Annotated in this window: 10 protein-coding genes; 7 read left to right on the top strand and 3 right to left on the bottom strand. The window is 53.5% G+C overall.

Annotated elements, in window-relative coordinates:
* Positions 1-10: 10 nt before the first annotated feature.
* On the top strand, positions 11-1,726 hold the full coding sequence (locus BM040_RS08540) for a GMC oxidoreductase (protein WP_092100075.1): 1,716 nt from the start codon (positions 11-13) through the stop codon (positions 1,724-1,726).
* Positions 1,727-1,878: 152 nt separating this feature from the next.
* Here the strand turns inward: BM040_RS08540 and BM040_RS08535 are convergent, their stop codons facing one another.
* Positions 1,879-3,612: a RagB/SusD family nutrient uptake outer membrane protein gene (locus tag BM040_RS08535; RefSeq protein ID WP_245756146.1), complete on the bottom strand. Its 1,734-nt coding sequence runs from the start codon at positions 3,610-3,612 to the stop codon at positions 1,879-1,881.
* A gap of 71 nt (positions 3,613-3,683) precedes the next feature.
* Entirely contained in the window at positions 3,684-7,040 is a 3,357-nt protein-coding gene (locus BM040_RS08530) for a SusC/RagA family TonB-linked outer membrane protein (RefSeq protein WP_217646735.1), read from the bottom strand.
* 633 nt (positions 7,041-7,673) lie between these two features.
* On the opposite strand from BM040_RS08530, the gene BM040_RS08525 reads away from it, so the two are divergent.
* Both BM040_RS08525 and BM040_RS08520 read left to right on the top strand, forming a co-directional pair.
* Positions 7,674-8,213 (top strand): gluconate 2-dehydrogenase subunit 3 family protein, encoded by a 540-nt coding sequence (locus BM040_RS08525; RefSeq protein ID WP_092100073.1) that lies wholly within the window; start codon positions 7,674-7,676, stop codon positions 8,211-8,213.
* Positions 8,213-9,928, top strand: coding sequence for a GMC oxidoreductase (locus BM040_RS08520; protein WP_092100072.1), 1,716 nt, complete (start codon positions 8,213-8,215; stop codon positions 9,926-9,928). The genes BM040_RS08525 and BM040_RS08520 overlap by 1 nt, the downstream gene beginning before the upstream one ends.
* 548 nt (positions 9,929-10,476) lie before the next feature.
* On the opposite strand, the gene BM040_RS08515 is transcribed toward BM040_RS08520, so the two are convergent.
* Positions 10,477-11,214 carry a serine hydrolase gene (locus BM040_RS08515; RefSeq protein ID WP_317040165.1) on the bottom strand — a complete coding sequence of 246 codons (738 nt, stop codon included), beginning with the start codon at positions 11,212-11,214 and terminating at the stop codon, positions 10,477-10,479.
* Between the two features lie 260 nt (positions 11,215-11,474).
* Here BM040_RS08515 and BM040_RS08510 point away from each other — a divergent pair, with 260 nt between their 5' ends.
* The 4 genes from BM040_RS08510 (at position 11,475) to BM040_RS08495 (ending at position 18,081) form a co-directional block, all read left to right on the top strand.
* The gene (locus tag BM040_RS08510) at positions 11,475-13,883 is read left to right on the top strand and encodes a glycoside hydrolase family 2 protein (RefSeq protein WP_092100071.1); all 2,409 of its coding nucleotides are present in this window, start codon (positions 11,475-11,477) and stop codon (positions 13,881-13,883) included.
* 132 nt (positions 13,884-14,015) lie between these two features.
* Entirely contained in the window at positions 14,016-15,176 is a 1,161-nt protein-coding gene (locus BM040_RS08505) for a galactokinase (RefSeq protein ID WP_092100070.1), read from the top strand.
* 180 nt (positions 15,177-15,356) lie between these two features.
* On the top strand, positions 15,357-16,385 hold the full coding sequence (locus tag BM040_RS08500; protein WP_092100069.1) for a UDP-glucose--hexose-1-phosphate uridylyltransferase: 1,029 nt from the start codon (positions 15,357-15,359) through the stop codon (positions 16,383-16,385).
* 121 nt (positions 16,386-16,506) lie between these two features.
* On the top strand, positions 16,507-18,081 hold the full coding sequence (locus BM040_RS08495) for a sodium/sugar symporter (protein ID WP_092100068.1): 1,575 nt from the start codon (positions 16,507-16,509) through the stop codon (positions 18,079-18,081).
* Position 18,082: the final 1 nt, after the last annotated feature.

Below are 18,082 nucleotides of genomic sequence, written 5' to 3'. Positions count from 1 at the left end.
GATAAGCAAGATGGCAAATATCAATACCTCTAAATTCGCTGACCATACCTTTGACGCCATCGTGATCGGGTCTGGGATTAGTGGCGGCTGGGCTGCCAAAGAATTATGTGACAAAGGCCTGAAAACCCTGGTGCTGGAGCGGGGAAGGAATGTGGAGCACCTGAAAGACTATCCCACAGCCACCAAGAACCCCTGGGATTTCCCACACCGTGGCCGTTTGTCGCTCGAGCTAAGCGAGGAAAACCCGATCGCCTCCAGGTGCTATGCTTTCAAAGAGGATGCTACCCATTTCTTTGTGAAGGATAAGGAACACCCCTATGTGCAGGAAAAGCCTTTCGATTGGATTCGTGGCTACCAGGTGGGTGGCAAGTCGCTGTTGTGGGCGCGCCAGACCCAACGCTGGAGCAAGTATGATTTCGAAGGCCCGGCACGTGATGGCTTTGCTGTGGATTGGCCTATTCGTTATGATGATATTGCCCCCTGGTACAGCTATGTGGAACGTTTTGTGGGTATCAGCGGGAACAAAGATGGGGTAGACACTTTGCCAGACGGCGAGTTCCTGCCACCCTGGGAGATGAACGTGGTGGAGAAAGCCATCCGCAAACGGATTGTAGAGACCTATAAAGACCGCCATGTGATGATTGGCCGCTGCGCCCATTTAACCAAGCCGGAGGAAATCCATCACCAGCAGGGGCGGGGGCAGTGCCAGGCCAGAACCCTGTGCCAGCGTGGTTGCCCGTATGGCGGCTACTTCTCCTCCAACTCCTCCACCTTGCCTTGGGCCGCCAAAACCGGTAACCTCACCCTGCGCCCCGACTCGGTGGTGCATTCTATACTTTATGATGAGCAGAAAGGCAAAGCTGTAGGAGTACGCGTGGTGGATGCACACACCAAGGAAGCAACCGAATACTTTGCGAACATTATTTTTGTGAATGCCGCGGCGCTGAACACGAACCTTATCCTGCTCAACTCCACCTCTTCCCGCTTCCCGAACGGTTTAGGAAATGATAACGGGCTTTTAGGGAAGTATGTAGCCTTCCATAACTACAGGGGCTCGCTTTCAGCAAGTATGGACGGGTATGAAGACAGCTATTACTATGGCCGTCGCCCGTGCGCGGTGATGATGCCGAACTTCCGCAACGTGCACAAGCAGGAAACCGATTTCCTGCGCGGGTATATGGTTTTCTATAGCGCCGGCAGAGGTAGGTCAGGCGCTGGCCCTAACGGCGAGCAGCTTGGAGCAGCCTACAAGGATGCGTTGTCGGAGCCTGGAAACTGGGGCATCTACATGATGATGCAAGGGGAGACGATTCCGAAGGAGAGTAACTACGTGAGCCTGAGCACGAGCGAGAAAGATGCCTGGGGCATGCCCTTGTTGAAGGTGTCGGTTGGGTATGACGAGAATGACGAAAAATCGATGAAGGATTTTCTGGTGCAAGGGGCGGAGATGCTCGACAAGGCCGGCTGTAAGAACATCCACACCAACGACAGCAAGCAGGCACCTGGGCTTGACATTCACGAAATGGGCGGCGTACGGATGGGACGTGACCCAAAAACCTCGCTCTTGAACGAGTATAACCAGCTGCACGCCTGCAAAAATGTATTCGTTACCGACGGTGCCTGCATGACCTCTACCGGTACGCAGAACCCCTCGCTCACCTACATGGCTCTGACGGCCCGTGCTGTGGATTATGCCGTGAGCGAGATGAAGAAGGGAAACCTGTAAGTATGGAAGTATAAGTGGACCTAACAGGATAACCTGGTCGAACGAAAAGTATAAATAAAGTATAAGTTAAAAGAAAACCCACCTGCACTTAAGCAGGTGGGTTTTCTTTTAACTTATACTTCTGAAATGGGCGGCTTAGCCGCTGGCATCAGTTAGTATCCTGGGTTCTGCGTCAGGCTAGACACACCGCCAGAAGTCTGCAGGTCTATCTGTCTCTGCGGAATAGGGAAGTAGTCGTGTTTGCCAGGTATGAAGCTGCCTCCTCTCACGTCTGGTAACAGAGAACCTTCATACGAGAAGAAGGAGTTCAACTCTTCAGCTGCTTTTCCCCAACGAACAAGGTCAAAGAAGCGATGTCCTTCGAGTGCCAGCTCTATCTTGCGCTCAAAGTAGATGGCCTCAAGTGCTTGTTCTTTACCTAAGCCGGCAAAATAACCATCCGGGTAAGGAGCAACGTTGTAGTTGGCGGCTGGGGTGCTGGAGAATCCTGCCATTGGGTTGTTAGGGTTAGCGTACTGGTAAACCTTGTTTTCCGGCTTGGCTGCCCTGGCACGAACCATGTTCACATAGTCCTGCGCCTGTGCCAGGTTTCCTAACTGCGCCTCGGCTTCTGCGGCCATCAACAGCACGTCCGCATAACGAATGAGTACCACGTTGATGGCGGAGCCTGGCGCCCAGGAGCTTTGGTCAGAGTAGGTGTCAGCCGTAGCCTGCCAGTAAATGTGCTTCTTGGAAGAGTACGGACCAGCATAGCTCTGCAAACGAATCCAGGTCTGGCCAGGGTGTGCTCCCCAATCCAGGAACGGAATACCACGACGGCCTACTGTCCAGTCCAGACGAGGGTCCACAGGCTGTGTATCCGGCGTGAAGGCTTCATTGGACGCTATGCCCTGGTCATTCTTTAACGGGGTAGCATTGTAGTTATCCAGAATAGGCAGACCCTGAGCATTGGTACGGTAAGAGTTAGCCAGGTCTATGGTTGGCTGGAAGAACCCGCAGCAGCGGAAAGGGCTGTTGTATGGGTAGTTCAGCATCTCTCCCTGGTTGGCGTTGGCAATCGTGCCTGTGCCGTCGTTGGCCACCATCTGAATGGCAAAAACCGACTCCTGGTTATTCTCATTGGCCGCATCAAAGTTATCTTTGAATTTGTCTACGAGGCCATACTTAAGGCCATTGGCGGTAACACCGGAAGTGATAACCTGATCAAAGATGCCCTTCGCTTCACTGTACTTTTTCTGGTACAGGTAAGCCTTGCCCAGGTAAGCGGCGGCAGCCCATTTATTAGCACGACCTGCCTGTCCCTGTGTATTAGGGAGGTTATCCATGGCAAACTGAAGGTCTGCCTCAATCTTTGGCCATATGTCCACATTGTTCGGCTGGTTGTAGTCAGTGACTGTTTCGTCAATCCAGGGAACCATGTTGAACATCTTCTTCAGCTCAAAGTAATAGTGCGCGCGCAGGAAGCGGGCTTCGCCCTCAATCCGGGTCTTGTCTGCGTCTCCGATGTCCTCTGCCTGGCCCAACAGCTTCAACGTGGCGTTTGTACGGGATATACCTTCGTACATGGCCCGCCACTTGGTGTTGAGGAAGCCGTTGCTGGGGTCAGCCGTGAAAGTGGCGATAGAGTTGATCGCCGGCTGGTCGGCGCCGTCGCTGCCCTTATGGGCTTCTCCACCGGCCACACTGCCGTATATCCAGTTGGTAGGGGCAGCCTCCCATTGGCCACCACCCGCGATGGCGGCTCCGTTACCCTGGGCATCCAAGGCGGCATAGGCGCCAATCAACATCTTTTCTACACCTGCCTGATTCGCAATAATGTCTTCACTGAGGGCGCCTAAGGCTGGTTTTTCCAGAAAGTCGTCTCCGCATGAAGTTAGTAGTTGCATAGAGCTAACTACTGCTGCTGTCATTAAGATTAATTTATATTTTTTCATGACTTTAGAAGTTATGCTCAAAACTAGAAGGATAGGTTTATGCCTGCTAAATACTGGCGCATGTTAGGGTAGTTGCCCTCGTCGATACCGAATGCAGTAGTGCCTCCGGATATTTCAGGGTCTATGCCAGAATAGTTAGTGATAGTGAACAGGTTTGCGGCCTGCACGTAAATTCGCAAGCTGCCAACACCATAGTTGCTCAACAGGCTCTTAGGCAAAGTATAGCCCAGCTGCACGTTCTTCGCTCTTAAGTAAGAACCGTTCTCCACATAGTAAGAGGTAGGAACGTTAGTCGTGCTGAAGGTACCTTTCGCTTCCTGTATAGGGGCTGTTGCATTGCGGTTCTCTGGCGTCCAGGAGTCGTGAACAGCTGTTTTGCTTTTCGCACCAACGAAGTTCGGATAGAAGTCTGTCCACCATTTTACCTGGTTCCAGATGTCATTTCCCTGAGAGCCGTACAGGAACATGTTAAAGTCAAAGTTCTTGTAGGTAGCCGCTATGTTTAAGCCATAGGTAAAGTCAGGGTTAGGGTTGCCTAAGATAACTCTGTCGTCCGGGGTAATGATGCCATCACCGTCAGCATCCGCATAGCGGAAACGGCCAATGCCAATGTCTGCCTGATAGAGTGCGTTTGCATCACCGGAGGCTTCAACGGCGCTCGCATTTGCTTGGTCGATTTCTGCCTGATCATCCCAGAACCCTACAATCTGGTAACCGAAGAAAGAACTCATAGGGGAGCCCACCTCGTTGCGGATAATGTTGCTGCCGTTAAAGCGACGCGACTCCAGGTCGAAGTTCTGAGCACCATTTGATACTTTCAGAATCTTGTTGTCGTAAGTCGTTAACGTACCTGTCACATCAATCCTGAAATCTGAGGACACATCGATATGGCCTGTAATGGCGGCGTCGATACCTTTGTTACGCATTCTGGCAATGTTTACGAAAGGTCTGGTGGCACCACCGGCAGTTCCAGGCAGTTCAGGGTCAAACAAGAGGTCTTTGATCTCCTTGTTATAGTAATCCAGGGTAAAGTCAATCTTACCATTGAACAGGGTCGCGTCAAAGCCTATGTTGCTGTTGATGTTGGTTTCCCACTTCGCATCCGGGTTGCCTATACGGGACTGTCTGAAGCCTTCCACGATGGAGTTGTTGGTACCGCCAATGTCGTAGTATGACAGGGCTCTGTCGGAACCATAGGTTGTGAAGGCGTTGGCTGGGCTTACGTTCAACTGGTTACCCATCACGCCATAGCCACCACGTATTTTAAGGTCGGAGATCCAGCTGATGTTTTGCATGAAGCTCTCCTGGGAGATACGCCAGCCGGCGCTAGCCGCAGGGAACGTACCATAGCGCTGGTTAGGACCAAAGCGTGAAGAACCGTCGCGGCGGATTACAAATCCGAACAGGTACTTGTCCATCAGGCTGTAGTCTATCCTACCGATAAGTGAGAAGAGCGCGTCTTCGCTTCTGCCGCTGAAGTTGGTGCGTGTGCCGGCACCCGTTCCCAGTGTGGTAAAGTTCGGGTCGAAGGAGAAATATCCTTGCGTGGAACCGCCTACCTCACTCCAGTAGTTGTTGTAAGCCTCGGAGCCCACCAGGACGCTAAGGTTATGCACATCGTTGAAGCTTCTCTTGTACGCCAGCGTGTTACTCCAGGTCCAGTTGTATCCGTTGCTGGAGCTTTGGTTAAACTGGTTAACGGTGTTGTTCTCACCGTTCTCGTATTCAGGGAAGGTGAAAGAGCGGTTGTTGTTGTTATACATCTCGCCACCGAAAACCGTGCGTGCCGTGAAGTGGTTGAGGAAGTCTACTTCAGCGAACACGTTACCAAACAGGCGGTTACCCATTGCTTTGTTGTTTCTCAGCCTGTCCAGCTGTGCCACTGGGTTTCTGGCATTTCCAAGTCCGCTACCAGAGGAACCGGAGAAGTTGCCCATGATATCGTATACCGGTATAATCGGCTGCAGACGGTAAGCCATGTTTATCATGTTCTCTCCGCCACCGATTTGTGGGTTCTCAATCACAGAGTAGGCCAGGTTTTCACCCACCCGGATGTTATCGTTAAGGTTGTAGGAGCTATTGGCTCTAACAGTATAGCGCTTGAAATAGGTGTTGTCCAAAACACCTTGCTGGTCGAAATAGTTGGCAGAGAAGTAGAAGCTGCCCATCTCACCGCCGCTGCTTACGGCCACGTTATGGCTCGTAATTGGGGCCGGTCTAAATATCTCCTTATACCAGTCGGTGCCGGATTTGTTTGCCCGCGCAATACGATAGAAAGTGCTCAGTTCAGAGCTTCCTCCGGTATAAAAAGGATTGACGTTATATAAGGAAGGATCCGCTTCCGGGTCTCCTGCCATCACGCCTGTTCTGGTAACACCTGGCCCCGAAACCAAATAATCCGGGAGTACAGGGCTTGCACCAGAACCATAAATAGGGCTTTCCGGAGCAACGCCACCATTTCTGGCTACCAGCCAGTTCAGCTCAGCCATTTCCTGCGGGTTGGCCAGGTTCCAAGGGTTGTCTCCTGATGGGCGCTGTGTGCCGTAGTAGCCATCATATGTTACCGACACTTTGCCTTTGCCTTTCTTGGTAGTGATGATGATTACACCGTTGGCTGCACGCGCACCGTAGATGGAGGCCGAGCCGGCGTCCTTCAGCACCTGCATGGTCTCCACGTCGTTGGGGTTCAGGTCCCTGATGTTTTCCGTTGGAACGCCATCCACCACGAAAAGCGGCGTGTTATTGCCGAACGTGTTGAAACCACGTATCCTGATCTGCTGCGACTGCCCAGGCTGTCCGGAACCGAGAACGGTAACACCAGAAGCCCGGCCCTGCAGCATGCTCGAAACCTGCGCCTCCGGCTGCTTGGTCATTTCAGATACGTTTACCACAGCTACGGCACCTGTCAGGTCTTTTTTCTCCTGTACCGCGTAGCCTGTTACCACTACCTCCTGCAGTGCCCGAGCGTCTGTGGCAAGGGTTACATTGATAGTGCTCTGGTTGTTGATAGCAACTTCCTGGCTTTTGTACCCCATAAAGGAGATAACCAGTGTGGTGCTTCCAGCGGGTACGTTCAGGGTGAAGTTACCGTTAGCATCGGTGGCTGTACCAACCGTGGTGCCTTTTACCACTACAGAGGCGCCCGGAATGGCTTCTCCTTCCTCTCCCGTCACTTTTCCTCTTACTTCTGTGGTCTGCCTTGTGGCGCCGCTAAGCATGTTGGGCTCCACCATGAAACTGGTGTTTGCTGCATATCCTGGAAGCGGGCTTTGCAGGGCGCAGACAGCTGCGAACACAATGGCCCAATCTTTCTTGCAGGATAAAATCTTTGCATGTCTGCCCAATGGAGGAAGCCATGCCCCGGAATATTTCTGTTTCATAAAAAATAGGTTAGGTGAGATGTGATTTTTGCTTTCAGAAAAGACGGAAGGTGCTATGTGCACCTTTCACGTAGGTGCCTGGAAAAGGAAAAGCGGCCAGGAAGCATCTAAGGATTTTTAAGTACACATTTTACATAGGCATCAGGCTATAACTGAGTAATCAATCATTAAAATATGTGTAAAAAAAGATAAAAAGCAAGGATAGGTATGATGTTATACTTTAATTTTTTAAAAAAGTATATCAAAGTATAATAATCTAAGTGAATGTCACCTGTTAGATGGATGAGCGTGGTTGATAATCAGTGTTTTGTGTAAAATTGGCTGAAAGGCCTTTTAAATCGCTGTTTTTCTAAGTATGGGGCATTTTTCAGCTAAAAACTCTGTGTTTATACTTTAATGTGAGTGGTTACTTATTTTTAGTGAAGGTAAAATGTTTTTGGGAACTATGCATATTTATTATATTGTGTGGCTTAAAACACTTTACTGTGTTCACCCCTCTCTGTCTGATGAAGTCGTTTGAGGCAGGCTCAGAAGCTATTGTTGTTTCCCTGTGTATATCATAGGAGAAGTGATATTTAAACAGGGGGTAAGCTTTGAAATCAAAAAAGACGCGATACTTAATAATGAATAGAAATGGATAGGCGCTCGGTAGTAAAAGGACTGTTGCTATTTGCCGGAGGCATGGCGGTGCTGCCCTCCTGCGTGCTGGAGGAAGGCAAGGCCTCCATCCAGCTGGACCACCTGGATGTGTCAGCGGAGCAGGAAGAGCTGCTGGCCGAAATCGCAGAGATCATTCTCCCGGCCACCGACACTCCGGGGGCTAAGGCCATGGGCCTGCACCTGTTTACCCTGAAAATGCTCGACGACTGCTACGGTGCTGAGGAGCAGCAGGCCTTCATGACGGGCATGGCCGCCTTCGACGAACTGGCCAAGGAGCAGGCCGGGAAGCGGTTCATCAAGTGCAGCCCCGAGCAGCGGCAAACGCTGGTTTCCGCCGTAAATGACGGACAGGCGCCCGAGGAGGTGCTCACCTTCTACCGCATCCTTAAAGGTGAGACCATCAAGGGCTACCTCAACTCCGAGCTGGTGATGACCACGCTTAGGGTGTACGAGCTGGTGCCGGGCCGCTACGAGGCCTTCTATCCTGTAACAGCAGAAGCACAGATAAGCTAATGGCAAATTTAAACATAGAAAGCGCCAAGGAGCGCACCTTCGACGCAATTGTGATTGGCTCGGGCATCAGCGGGGGCTGGGCAGCCAAGGAGCTGACCGAAAAAGGCCTCAAGACCCTGGTGCTGGAGCGGGGACGCGATGTGAAGCACAACCACGACTACCCCACCACCAATAAAATGCCCTACGAGTTTGAGCACCGCGGGCAGGTGCCCCTGGAGATACGGGAGAAGGAGCCGGTGGTGAGCCGCTGCTACGCCTTCCGCGAGGATGCCATGCACTTCTTTGTCAAGGACTCCGAGCACCCTTATGTGCAGGAGAAGCCCTTCGACTGGATTCGCGGCTACCAGGTGGGCGGCAAGTCGCTGCTGTGGGCGCGGCAGACCCAGCGCTGGAGCGACCTGGACTTTGAGGGCCCGGCGCGCGACGGCTTTGCTGTGGACTGGCCCATCCGCTACAAGGACCTGGCGCCCTGGTACAGCTACGTGGAGAAGTTTGCCGGTATTTCGGGTAACAGCGACGGCCTGGCCGAACTGCCGGACGGGGAGTTTCTGCCTCCTTACCCCTTGAACAGCGTGGAGGACTACTTCCGCCAGCAGCTCAAGACCCACTACGGCAACCGCCACGTGATCAGCGCCCGCTGCGCGCACCTGTCCAAGCCGAACCAGATACACCTGGACCAGGGACGGGCGCAGTGCCAGAACCGCACCCTCTGCCAGCGCGGTTGTCCGTTTGGCGGCTATTTCTCTTCCAACTCTTCCACGCTGCCCTGGGCTGAGCGCACGGGCAACCTCACGCTCCGGCCGTTTTCGGTGGTGGAGTCGGTGATTTACGATGAGAAGGCCGGGAAGGCAACGGGCGTGCGCGTAGTCGATACGAACACTAAGGAGGTGACCGAGTATTACGCCCGCATCATCTTCGTGAACGCCTCGGCGCTGCACACCAACCACATCCTACTCAACTCCACTTCCTCGCGCTTCCCTAACGGGCTGGGCAACGACAACGGGCTGCTGGGCAAGTATGTGGCCTTCCATAATTACCGGGCACGCATTTCGGCTGAGTACGACGGGCTGCTGCAGTACGCCACCGATGGCCGCAACCCGGCGGGCGGAGGCTATTTGCCGCGCTTTAGGAACCTGCACAAGCAGGAAACAGACTTCCTCAGGGGCTATGCCGCCGGCTTTGGGGCCAACCGCTACCAGGTGGAGGACCGCTCCGGCTTCGGCACGGACCTGAAAGAGCAATTGCTTAACCCGACCTGGAGCAACTGGAGAGTGGGCTCGCACATGATGGGCGAAACCATCCCGAAGGCCGAGAGCCAGGTAAGCCTGAGCAAGGACCAGAAGGATGCCTGGGGCATGCCGCTGCTCAGCATCAACATCGGCTACGACGACAACGACGAGAAGATGGTAGCCGACTACCTGGAGCAGATGACGGAGATGTTCACCAAGGCGGGCTTCACCAACATCCGCACCACGGACTCGAAACAGGCCCCGGGGCTGGACATCCACGAGATGGGCGGCGTGCGGATGGGCCACGACCCGAAGACATCGCTCCTGAACAAGTATAACCAGCTGCATGCCTGCAAGAATGTATTCGTGACCGATGGGGCCTGCATGACTTCGACTTCTACCCAGAACCCCTCGCTCACCTACATGGCCTTGACGGCACGCGCCGCAGATTACGCCGTGAGCGAGATGAAGAAGGGAAATCTGTAAAGGCTATACTTATACTTTAGTAAAAGGAGTAAGGGCCTGCCGTTGTAGAATGGCAGGCCCTTACTCCTTTTACACTTGTCTATACTTTATACTTTCAGCTGCGATTAAAGTATGAACTGAAAGTCTTCACCCACCTCTCTAAGCAGGTAGGGTCATTAAGTTTTAACTTAAAGGGCTGATTTATGATAGGAAAGTTGAAAGTAGTAAGAGCCAGACTCTCCCCTTGAGGGGAGTTAGAGGGGTGTCGGAATTTTGCAGATAACTTTTGCTACTAACTTTACACCCCTATAGTCCCCTCAAGGGGACAGTTTTCGGAAGAAGTTAACGGCCCTGCCCTTTGAAGGGGCAGGGGTGGGTTCATCGCAACTTAAGTTTTATACTTTCAGCTACTCTTGCCCTGCTACAGACTCATAAATCAGCTCCGAAACCGTTGCCATGGCCTCCATAGCGGCCTTTTCATCCTTCAAATTCTTAGACAGCAGCACCAGCACATACTTTCGCCCGTCGGGAAGTATAACGATGCCCGAGTCGTGGCGGACGCCGGTAATCTAGCCGGTTTTGTGGGCAACTTTCACACCTTCGGGAAGCCTGGCCGGTATAATCTCCCGGTGCCGCTGGTCGAGCAGGATGCGGACCATCTCCTGAGAGGCCTCTGGGCTTACCGCCTTGCCCGCCGCGATTTGCTCGAAGAGCAGCATCAGGTCGTAGGCTGTAGTGGTGTTGTTTAATCCTCGCTCGTAAGCTTTTTTATCTTCCACTCCGCGCAGCACTTGTATGGCCTGGGCTCCCAACTCGCGCATGGTTAGGGTAACCTGCTTGGCGTCCAGTTCTTCTATGATAAGGTTCGTGGCCAGATTACTGCTCTGGATAATCATTTTGTAAAGCAACTCCGAGACAGGCCGCTTTTGCCCAATCAAAGTGTAAAGTTCCTGCTCGCTGTCGTCTTCCGGGCTAATGCTGTACAGGCTGCCGTCCACAATGCTTTTAAACTCGTTGTGTATAAGGATGGAGTCTGACAGAGAGAACCTGCCTTCCGATGCCTGCTTGTAAGCCTCAATAAGCACGGGTGTTTTCATGGTGCTGGCCGCATGGAAGCTTTCCTGCGCACTCAACAGCAGCTCTTTGCCGGTTTGCAGGTCTTTGAAAGCCACGGCAAAGGTGCCTTCCTGAGCTCCGAGAGTGGTGGTTATTTGTTGGCTGAGTTCATCCATGCGTTGCTTGGGTTTGGTGCTGGTGCAGGCCGCTAAAAGTATAAGCAGGGCCGGTAAGTATAGGCGAAGGAGCATAGGGTTGAGGTTGTCGACTAGTGAAGTTAATTTTTTGCCGGGAGTCTCCAAAGCGCCTTATATTTATACTTTGCTTCATACCTTACGGTAAAGTTCGTCGGCACCGGATGCGGCAAGCCGCACAAAGTATAAAGCTGTACTTCTGATGTTGCGTGTTCCTGCACGCGGCTCCTGAAGTTTTTTTCATACTTTTACGATAGATAAAGTTTATACTTGCTACAGACCATGTGTAAGCCTAGTTACTCCTAAACCAAGCTGCGATGCCTGCTAGATATAATCTCACCCGTTTGTTTGTGTTTGTCTGTCTCTTTAGTGCGCTGCTGTTTGCCGGTTGCAAAGGGGAGGGCGAAAAGAAGACAAGTGCTGCCTCCGAGCACCTTTTTAACGATGGGTGGGAATTTGTGCGCGATGCAGACTCCGCCGCCGTTTTTGACAGCCCGGCAACCGGTCTAGCCTGGGAGCAGGTGTCGCTGCCGCATACTGCCCACATCGAACCTATCCAGAAAACGCAGCAGCAGTGGCAGGGCACAGCGTTCTACCGCAAGTCCTTTACCGTTCCTGCTGCTGATACCGGAAAGCACGTCGCCCTGAAGTTTGAGGCAGCCATGCAAGTGGCCGACGTCTACTTAAACGGGCAGCACATCTTCAGGCATTTAGGTGGCTACCTCCCCTTTTATGTAGACATCTCCGAGGAGGTAAAGTATGGACAGGAGAACGTGGTGCTGGTAAAACTCAACAACGAGGACAACCCACACGTGGCTCCCGGTAAACCCCTAGCCGACCTGGATTTTAACTTTTACAGCGGCATTTACCGCAACGCCTACTTCATTACCAAAGACAAACTGCACATTTCCGATGCCGTGGCTGCCAACCGCATAGCGGGCGGGGGCGTGCTGCTGCACTACGAGGACGTGAGCCAGAATGGCGCTACCTTGCACGTGCAGACCGAGCTGAAAAACGACCATGCCGAGCCACGGGAGGCGCAGGTTCGCATTACCCTTACCGACAGCGAGGGGAAAAGGGTAGGAGGGACTATCTCTGAAAGTATAGCAGTGGAGCCGGGCGGGTTCGGCACCGCGAGCCAAAGTATAATTATCACCAACCCAAAGCTGTGGTCGCCCAACGCGCCCTACCTGTATAACCTGACGGTGGAGTTGCTGCAGAAAGGGCAGGTGCTGGACCAGCAAAGTGTAAAAACGGGTGTGAAGACTTTCCATTTTGCCAAGGATGGCTTTTACCTGAACGGCGAAAAGCTATACTTGCGCGGCACCAACCGCCACCAGGAGTACCCTTACGTGGGCTACGCCCTCTCCGACAACGCCAACTACCGGGATGCCTATAAAATAAAGGAGGCTGGTTTCAACTTCGTGCGCTTGTCGCATTACCCGCAGTCGCCGGCGTTTATGGAGGCCTGCGACGAACTGGGACTGCTGACGATGGATGCCCTGCCGGGCTGGCAGTTCTTCGGGGATAAGGAGTTTCAGAAAAACGCCCTGCAGGATGTGCGCGACATGGTGCGCCGCGACCGTAATTATACGACGGTTATACTTTGGGAGGCCTCGCTAAATGAGTCGGGGATGACAAAAGAGTTCATGCAACAGGCCCACCAGGCGGTGCACGAGGAGCTGCCGTTTGAGAATATTTATACCTGCGGTTGGATAGACGAGGTGTACGATGTGTTCATCCCGGCCCGCCAGCACGCCAAAGCCCCCGATTACTGGAACAAGTATAGCAAAGACAAGCCCATCTTGATAGCCGAGTATGGTGATTGGGAATACTACGCCCAGAATGCCGGCTTTAACCAGAAAGAGTTTGCCAACCTGAAAGAGGAGGAGCGCACCAGCCGCCAACTGCGGGGCTTTGGGCAGAAGCGCTTGCTGCAGCAGGCCCTCAACTACCAGGAGGCACACAACAGCAACCTGCAGGGCCCCGCCGTGGGCGATGCCAACTGGCTCATGTATGACTACAAGCGCGGTTACGCCGACGACATCGAGGCCTCCGGCATCATGGACATCGTGCGCCTGCCCAAATTTGCCTACTATTTCTACCAAAGCCAGGCCGGCCCGGATTTGCGCGAGGGGGCTGCCTTCCATAAGCCCATGGTGTTTATCGCCAACTACTGGAACGACCCCAAACTGACGACCGTGAAAGTATACAGCAACACCGAAGAGGTGGAACTGCAGCTCAACGGCAAAACCATCGCGCGCCAGAAGCCGGATACGGATGCAAACGCGACCCACCTGCCGCACCCGCCCTTTACCTTTGAGGTGCCCGAGTATGAGCCGGGTACCTTAACGGCCATCGGCTACATCAACAACCAAAAGGTCGCCACGCACGAGCAGCGCACGGCGGGCAAACCGGCTAAGCTTATACTTCGCGCAGACTACAGTGGCAGAAAACTGCAGGCTGGCGTCAACGATGTGGTGTTTGTGTATGCCAGCATAGCTGATGCCAATGGCGTTGTCGTGCCGGATGCCGCGCAGCAAATTACTTTCTCTGCAGAAGGCGATGCGGAAATTGTAGGCGCAAAAGCCGTGGACGCAGAGGCTGGCATTGCGGCTATACTTGTGAAAGCGGGAAAACAGGCAGGCGCTATCAAAATACAGGCGCAGGCGGATGGCCTGGCGGCTGGAACTTATACGTTGGAGGCTGTTTCGGCAGAGAAATAAAGAAGCTTATACTTGCGAGTCCTACTCCAGTTTATAAAGCTCCGAGTACAGTTACCTAAAGTAGTCATGAAATAAAATTGTCCTCCTCGGAAGGGTAATTACACCCTCTGAGGTTTATTCATACTTAAAAAGATGTTACAGGAAATCATAGATACATTCGAGTCGCGCTACCAGCAGCAGCCGGTAGTGGTGCGGTCTCCGGGTCGGGTTAACCTGATTGGTGAGCATACCGACTACAACGACGGCTTTGTGCTGCCGGCCGCCATCAACAAGGAAATATACTTTGCCGTGGCGCCCAACGGTACCAATACCTTTAGAGCCTACGCTTACGATTTGCAGGAAGAGGGTGAATTTGACCTGGGCCAGGTGCAGCGCTCGGAGAAGAGCTGGGCCAACTACCTGCTGGGCGTGATTGCGCAGCTGCAGCAGGCACAGTATGAGGTGAAAGGCTTTGACCTGGTGTATGGCGGCAACGTGCCAATCGGGGCAGGTCTTTCCTCCTCGGCGGCGGTGGAGTGCGGGCTGGCTTATGCGCTCAACCACATCTTCGGGTATAACATCCCGAAATTTGACCTGGTGAAGATGGCGCAGATGGCCGAGCACGAGTACGCAGGCGTGAAGTGCGGCATCATGGACCAGTTCGCCAGCATGTACGGACGCCAGGACCACGCCGTCAAACTCGACTGCCGCTCCTTGGACTTCGACTACTACCACCTGGAGATGGCCGATTACCGCATCGTGCTCTGCGATACACAGGTGAAGCATAACCTGGCTTCCTCGGAGTATAACACCCGACGTCAGGAGTGTGAGGCTGGGGTGGCGCTGCTGCAAAAGCATTACCCGCAGGTAAAGAGCCTGCGCGACGTGACGGTGCCGATGCTGGAGCAGCACCAGGAGGAGTTTAACCCGGTGGTGTACAAGCGCTGCATCTACGTAGTAGAAGAGAATAACCGCGTGGAGGAGGCTTGCCAGGCGCTGGAGCAGGGCGACATGATAACCTTTGGTGAGAAAATGTACGCCTCGCACCGCGGCCTGCAGCATAACTATGAAGTGAGCTGCCCGGAACTCGACTTTCTGGTAGACCAGGCAAAGGAAATGGACAGTGTGCTGGGCGCCCGCATGATGGGCGGCGGCTTTGGCGGCTGCACCATCAACCTGGTGAAACTGGATGCGCTGGATTCGTTCATTCAACGTATGGAAGAGGCCTACCAGCAGCAGTTCGGCATCGCGCTTAAAACCTACGTGGCTGAGATTGTAAACGGCAGCAGCCTGGTGGAGCCAAGCCAGGGATAAAACCTAAGTGTGATTTAACCCACCCCTACCCCTCCCAGGAGGGGATTTCCTGTAAGGTGTACTTAATTCCCCTCTTGGGAGGGGTAGGGGTGGGTTTACACTATCGTAATAAAAGTATAGGTCGCACCTAAAGTATAAAGTATAAATGCCCTCCGGGGCATCAACAACACAAGCATACCAATGTCTGATTTTGATTTGGCGGAGCATCCGCATAGAAGATATAACCCGCTCACCGGCGAGTGGGTGCTGGTGTCGCCGCACCGGGCCAAGCGCCCATGGCAGGGGCAGCAGGAGGAACAAAGCCAGGACACGCGTCCGGAGTATGACCCCGGCTGCTACCTGTGCCCCACCAACACCCGCGCCAACGGCGAGCAGAACCCGGCTTACGAGTCGACCTATGTGTTCGACAACGATTTTGGCGCGCTGCAGGAAGGCACGCCGGAGGGAGCCTACGTAAAGGGCGACCTGATCCGGGCTGAAAGCGAGCGTGGCATTTGCCGGGTTATCTGCTTCTCTCCCCGCCACGACCTGACGCTGGCCGACATGGCGCCAGAGGACATCCGCAAGGTGGTGGACCTGTGGCAGCAGGAGTATCAAGAGCTGGGCTCGAAGGACTTCATTAACTATGTGCAGATCTTCGAGAACAAGGGCCAGATTATGGGTTGCAGCAACCCACACCCGCACGGCCAGATTTGGGCGCAGCGCACTGTGCCCGTGGAGCCGGCCAAGGAAACAACGCAGCAGGGTTTATACTTTGAGCAGCACCAGCGCAGCCTGCTGGCCGACTACCTGGCCCTGGAGCTCGAAACCCGCGAGCGGGTGGTGGCTGAGAACGAGCATTTTGTGGCGCTGGTGCCTTTCTGGGCCGTTTGGCCTTTCGAGACTATTGTCATCAGTAAGCGCCACTTCCAGCACATCGGGCAGATGACGGAGGAGGAGAAGAACAGCTTTGCCCAGAGCATCAAAGCCCTCACCGCCGCGTATGACCGGGTGTTTGGCATCTCATTCCCATACTCTTCGGGCATCCACCAAAGCCCTACCGACGGACAGGCGTACCCGGGCTGGCACTTCCACATGCACTTTTACCCGCCGCTCTTGCGTTCAGCCACGGTGAAGAAGTTTATGGTGGGCTACGAAATGATGGGCAACCCGCAGCGCGACATTACCCCGGAGGCGGCTGCCAACCTGCTCCGCAGCCTGGTGCGCTAAGGGCAACTATATTTTTACTAAGGTGCACGCGTCACTTTCGCGGCATAGGTTATTAATTAAATCTTGTTTTTTAATAATTTAGATTGAATCCTCTATATTGGGTATCTAAAACGAAAACTAAATGAAGCTTTCTACACTCGACATTGCGATTTTTCTGGGATACTGCGTGCTCATCATTCTGGTGGGTTTGTGGGTCTCCCGGGAGAAGAAAGGACACACCAAAGACTCCACCGACTACTTCCTGGCCAGTAAGTCGCTGCCCTGGTGGGCAATCGGTGCCTCCCTTATCGCCTCCAATATCTCCGCAGAGCAGTTTATAGGCATGTCCGGATCTGGCTTTGCCATTGGCCTGGGCATTGCCAGCTATGAGTTTATGGCGGCAGTTACGCTCCTGCTGGTGGCTAAGTACTTCCTGCCCATCTACCTCAAGGAGGGTATTTTCACCATGCCGCAGTTCCTCAAGCTGCGCTACGACGACCGCATCCGTACCAGCCTGGCGGTTTTCTGGATCATGCTCTACATTTTCGTGAACCTGACCACCGTTTTATACTTGTCGGCGCTGGCGCTGAGTGTGGTGCTGGATATCAGCACGACAGCAGCCATTATCGGCCTGGCGGCGGTAGCGGTGGCGTACTCGGTTTACGGTGGTCTGAAGGCTGTTGCCTGGACGGACGTAATTCAGGTGATTTTCCTGATACTGGGTGGTTTGGTAACCACGTACCTGGCGCTGGATGCCGTGAGTGGCGGAGATGGCCCTGTGAAGGGCTTAAGCATGCTGTTTGAAAAGGCGCCGGAGAAATTTGACATGATCCTGTCGGAAGAAAACCCGTTTTACAAGGACCTGCCGGGCATGACGGTACTCTTTGGCGGTATGTGGATTGCTAACATCAGTTACTGGGGCTTTAACCAGTACATTGTGCAGCGTGCGCTGGCCGCTAAAAGTGTGAAAGAAGTACAGTGGGGCCTGGTGTTTGCCGCTTTCCTGAAGCTTCTCATTCCATTGGTGGTAGTACTGCCAGGTATCGCGGCCTTTGTGCTGAATGCCGACATCAGCCGCTACGATGAAGCTTACCCTTGGCTGCTGGGCAACCTGGTGCCAACCGGTGTCAAAGGGCTTGCGTTTGCTGCACTCATAGCAGCCGCGCTGTCATCGCTAAGCTCAATGATGAACTCTACAGCCACCATCTTTACCATGGATATTTACAAGTCGCACCTGAAGAAGGATGCCACAGAGAACCAAATGGTAATGGTAGGCCGCCTGGTGAGCTTGGTTTCTATCATCATTGCGGGACTGGTGGCCGAGCCGCTGCTGGGTGGTGAGGAGCAGATCTTCCAGTTCATCCAGAAGTATACCGGCTACGTGAGCCCAGGCATTGTGGTGCTGTTCGTATTCGGCCTGTTCTGGAAGCGCGCTACTTCTAATGCGGCCCTGGCGACAGCCATTGCCTCTGTGCCGTTCAGCATCATCATCGACCTTACCTTCCCAACCATGCCGTTCCTCGATCAGATGGGACTGGTGTTCCTGCTGCTATCTGCGCTGATGGTGGGTATCTCTCTTTGGGAGAACAGCAGGGGCAAGTATCCGGAAAACACAGTTACCCTGGAGAAAGGTCTCTTCCGCACGGACAGCATTTTTAACGTAACTGCCACAGCCATTCTGTTTGTTGTGGCCGCTATTTACATTGCGTTCTGGTAAG

Source organism: Pontibacter chinhatensis, assembly GCF_900113285.1.
Lineage (GTDB): Bacteria > Bacteroidota > Bacteroidia > Cytophagales > Hymenobacteraceae > Pontibacter > Pontibacter chinhatensis.
The sequence above is the reverse complement of the archived record's forward strand: the minus strand, read 5'-3'. Positions and strand labels throughout refer to the sequence as shown.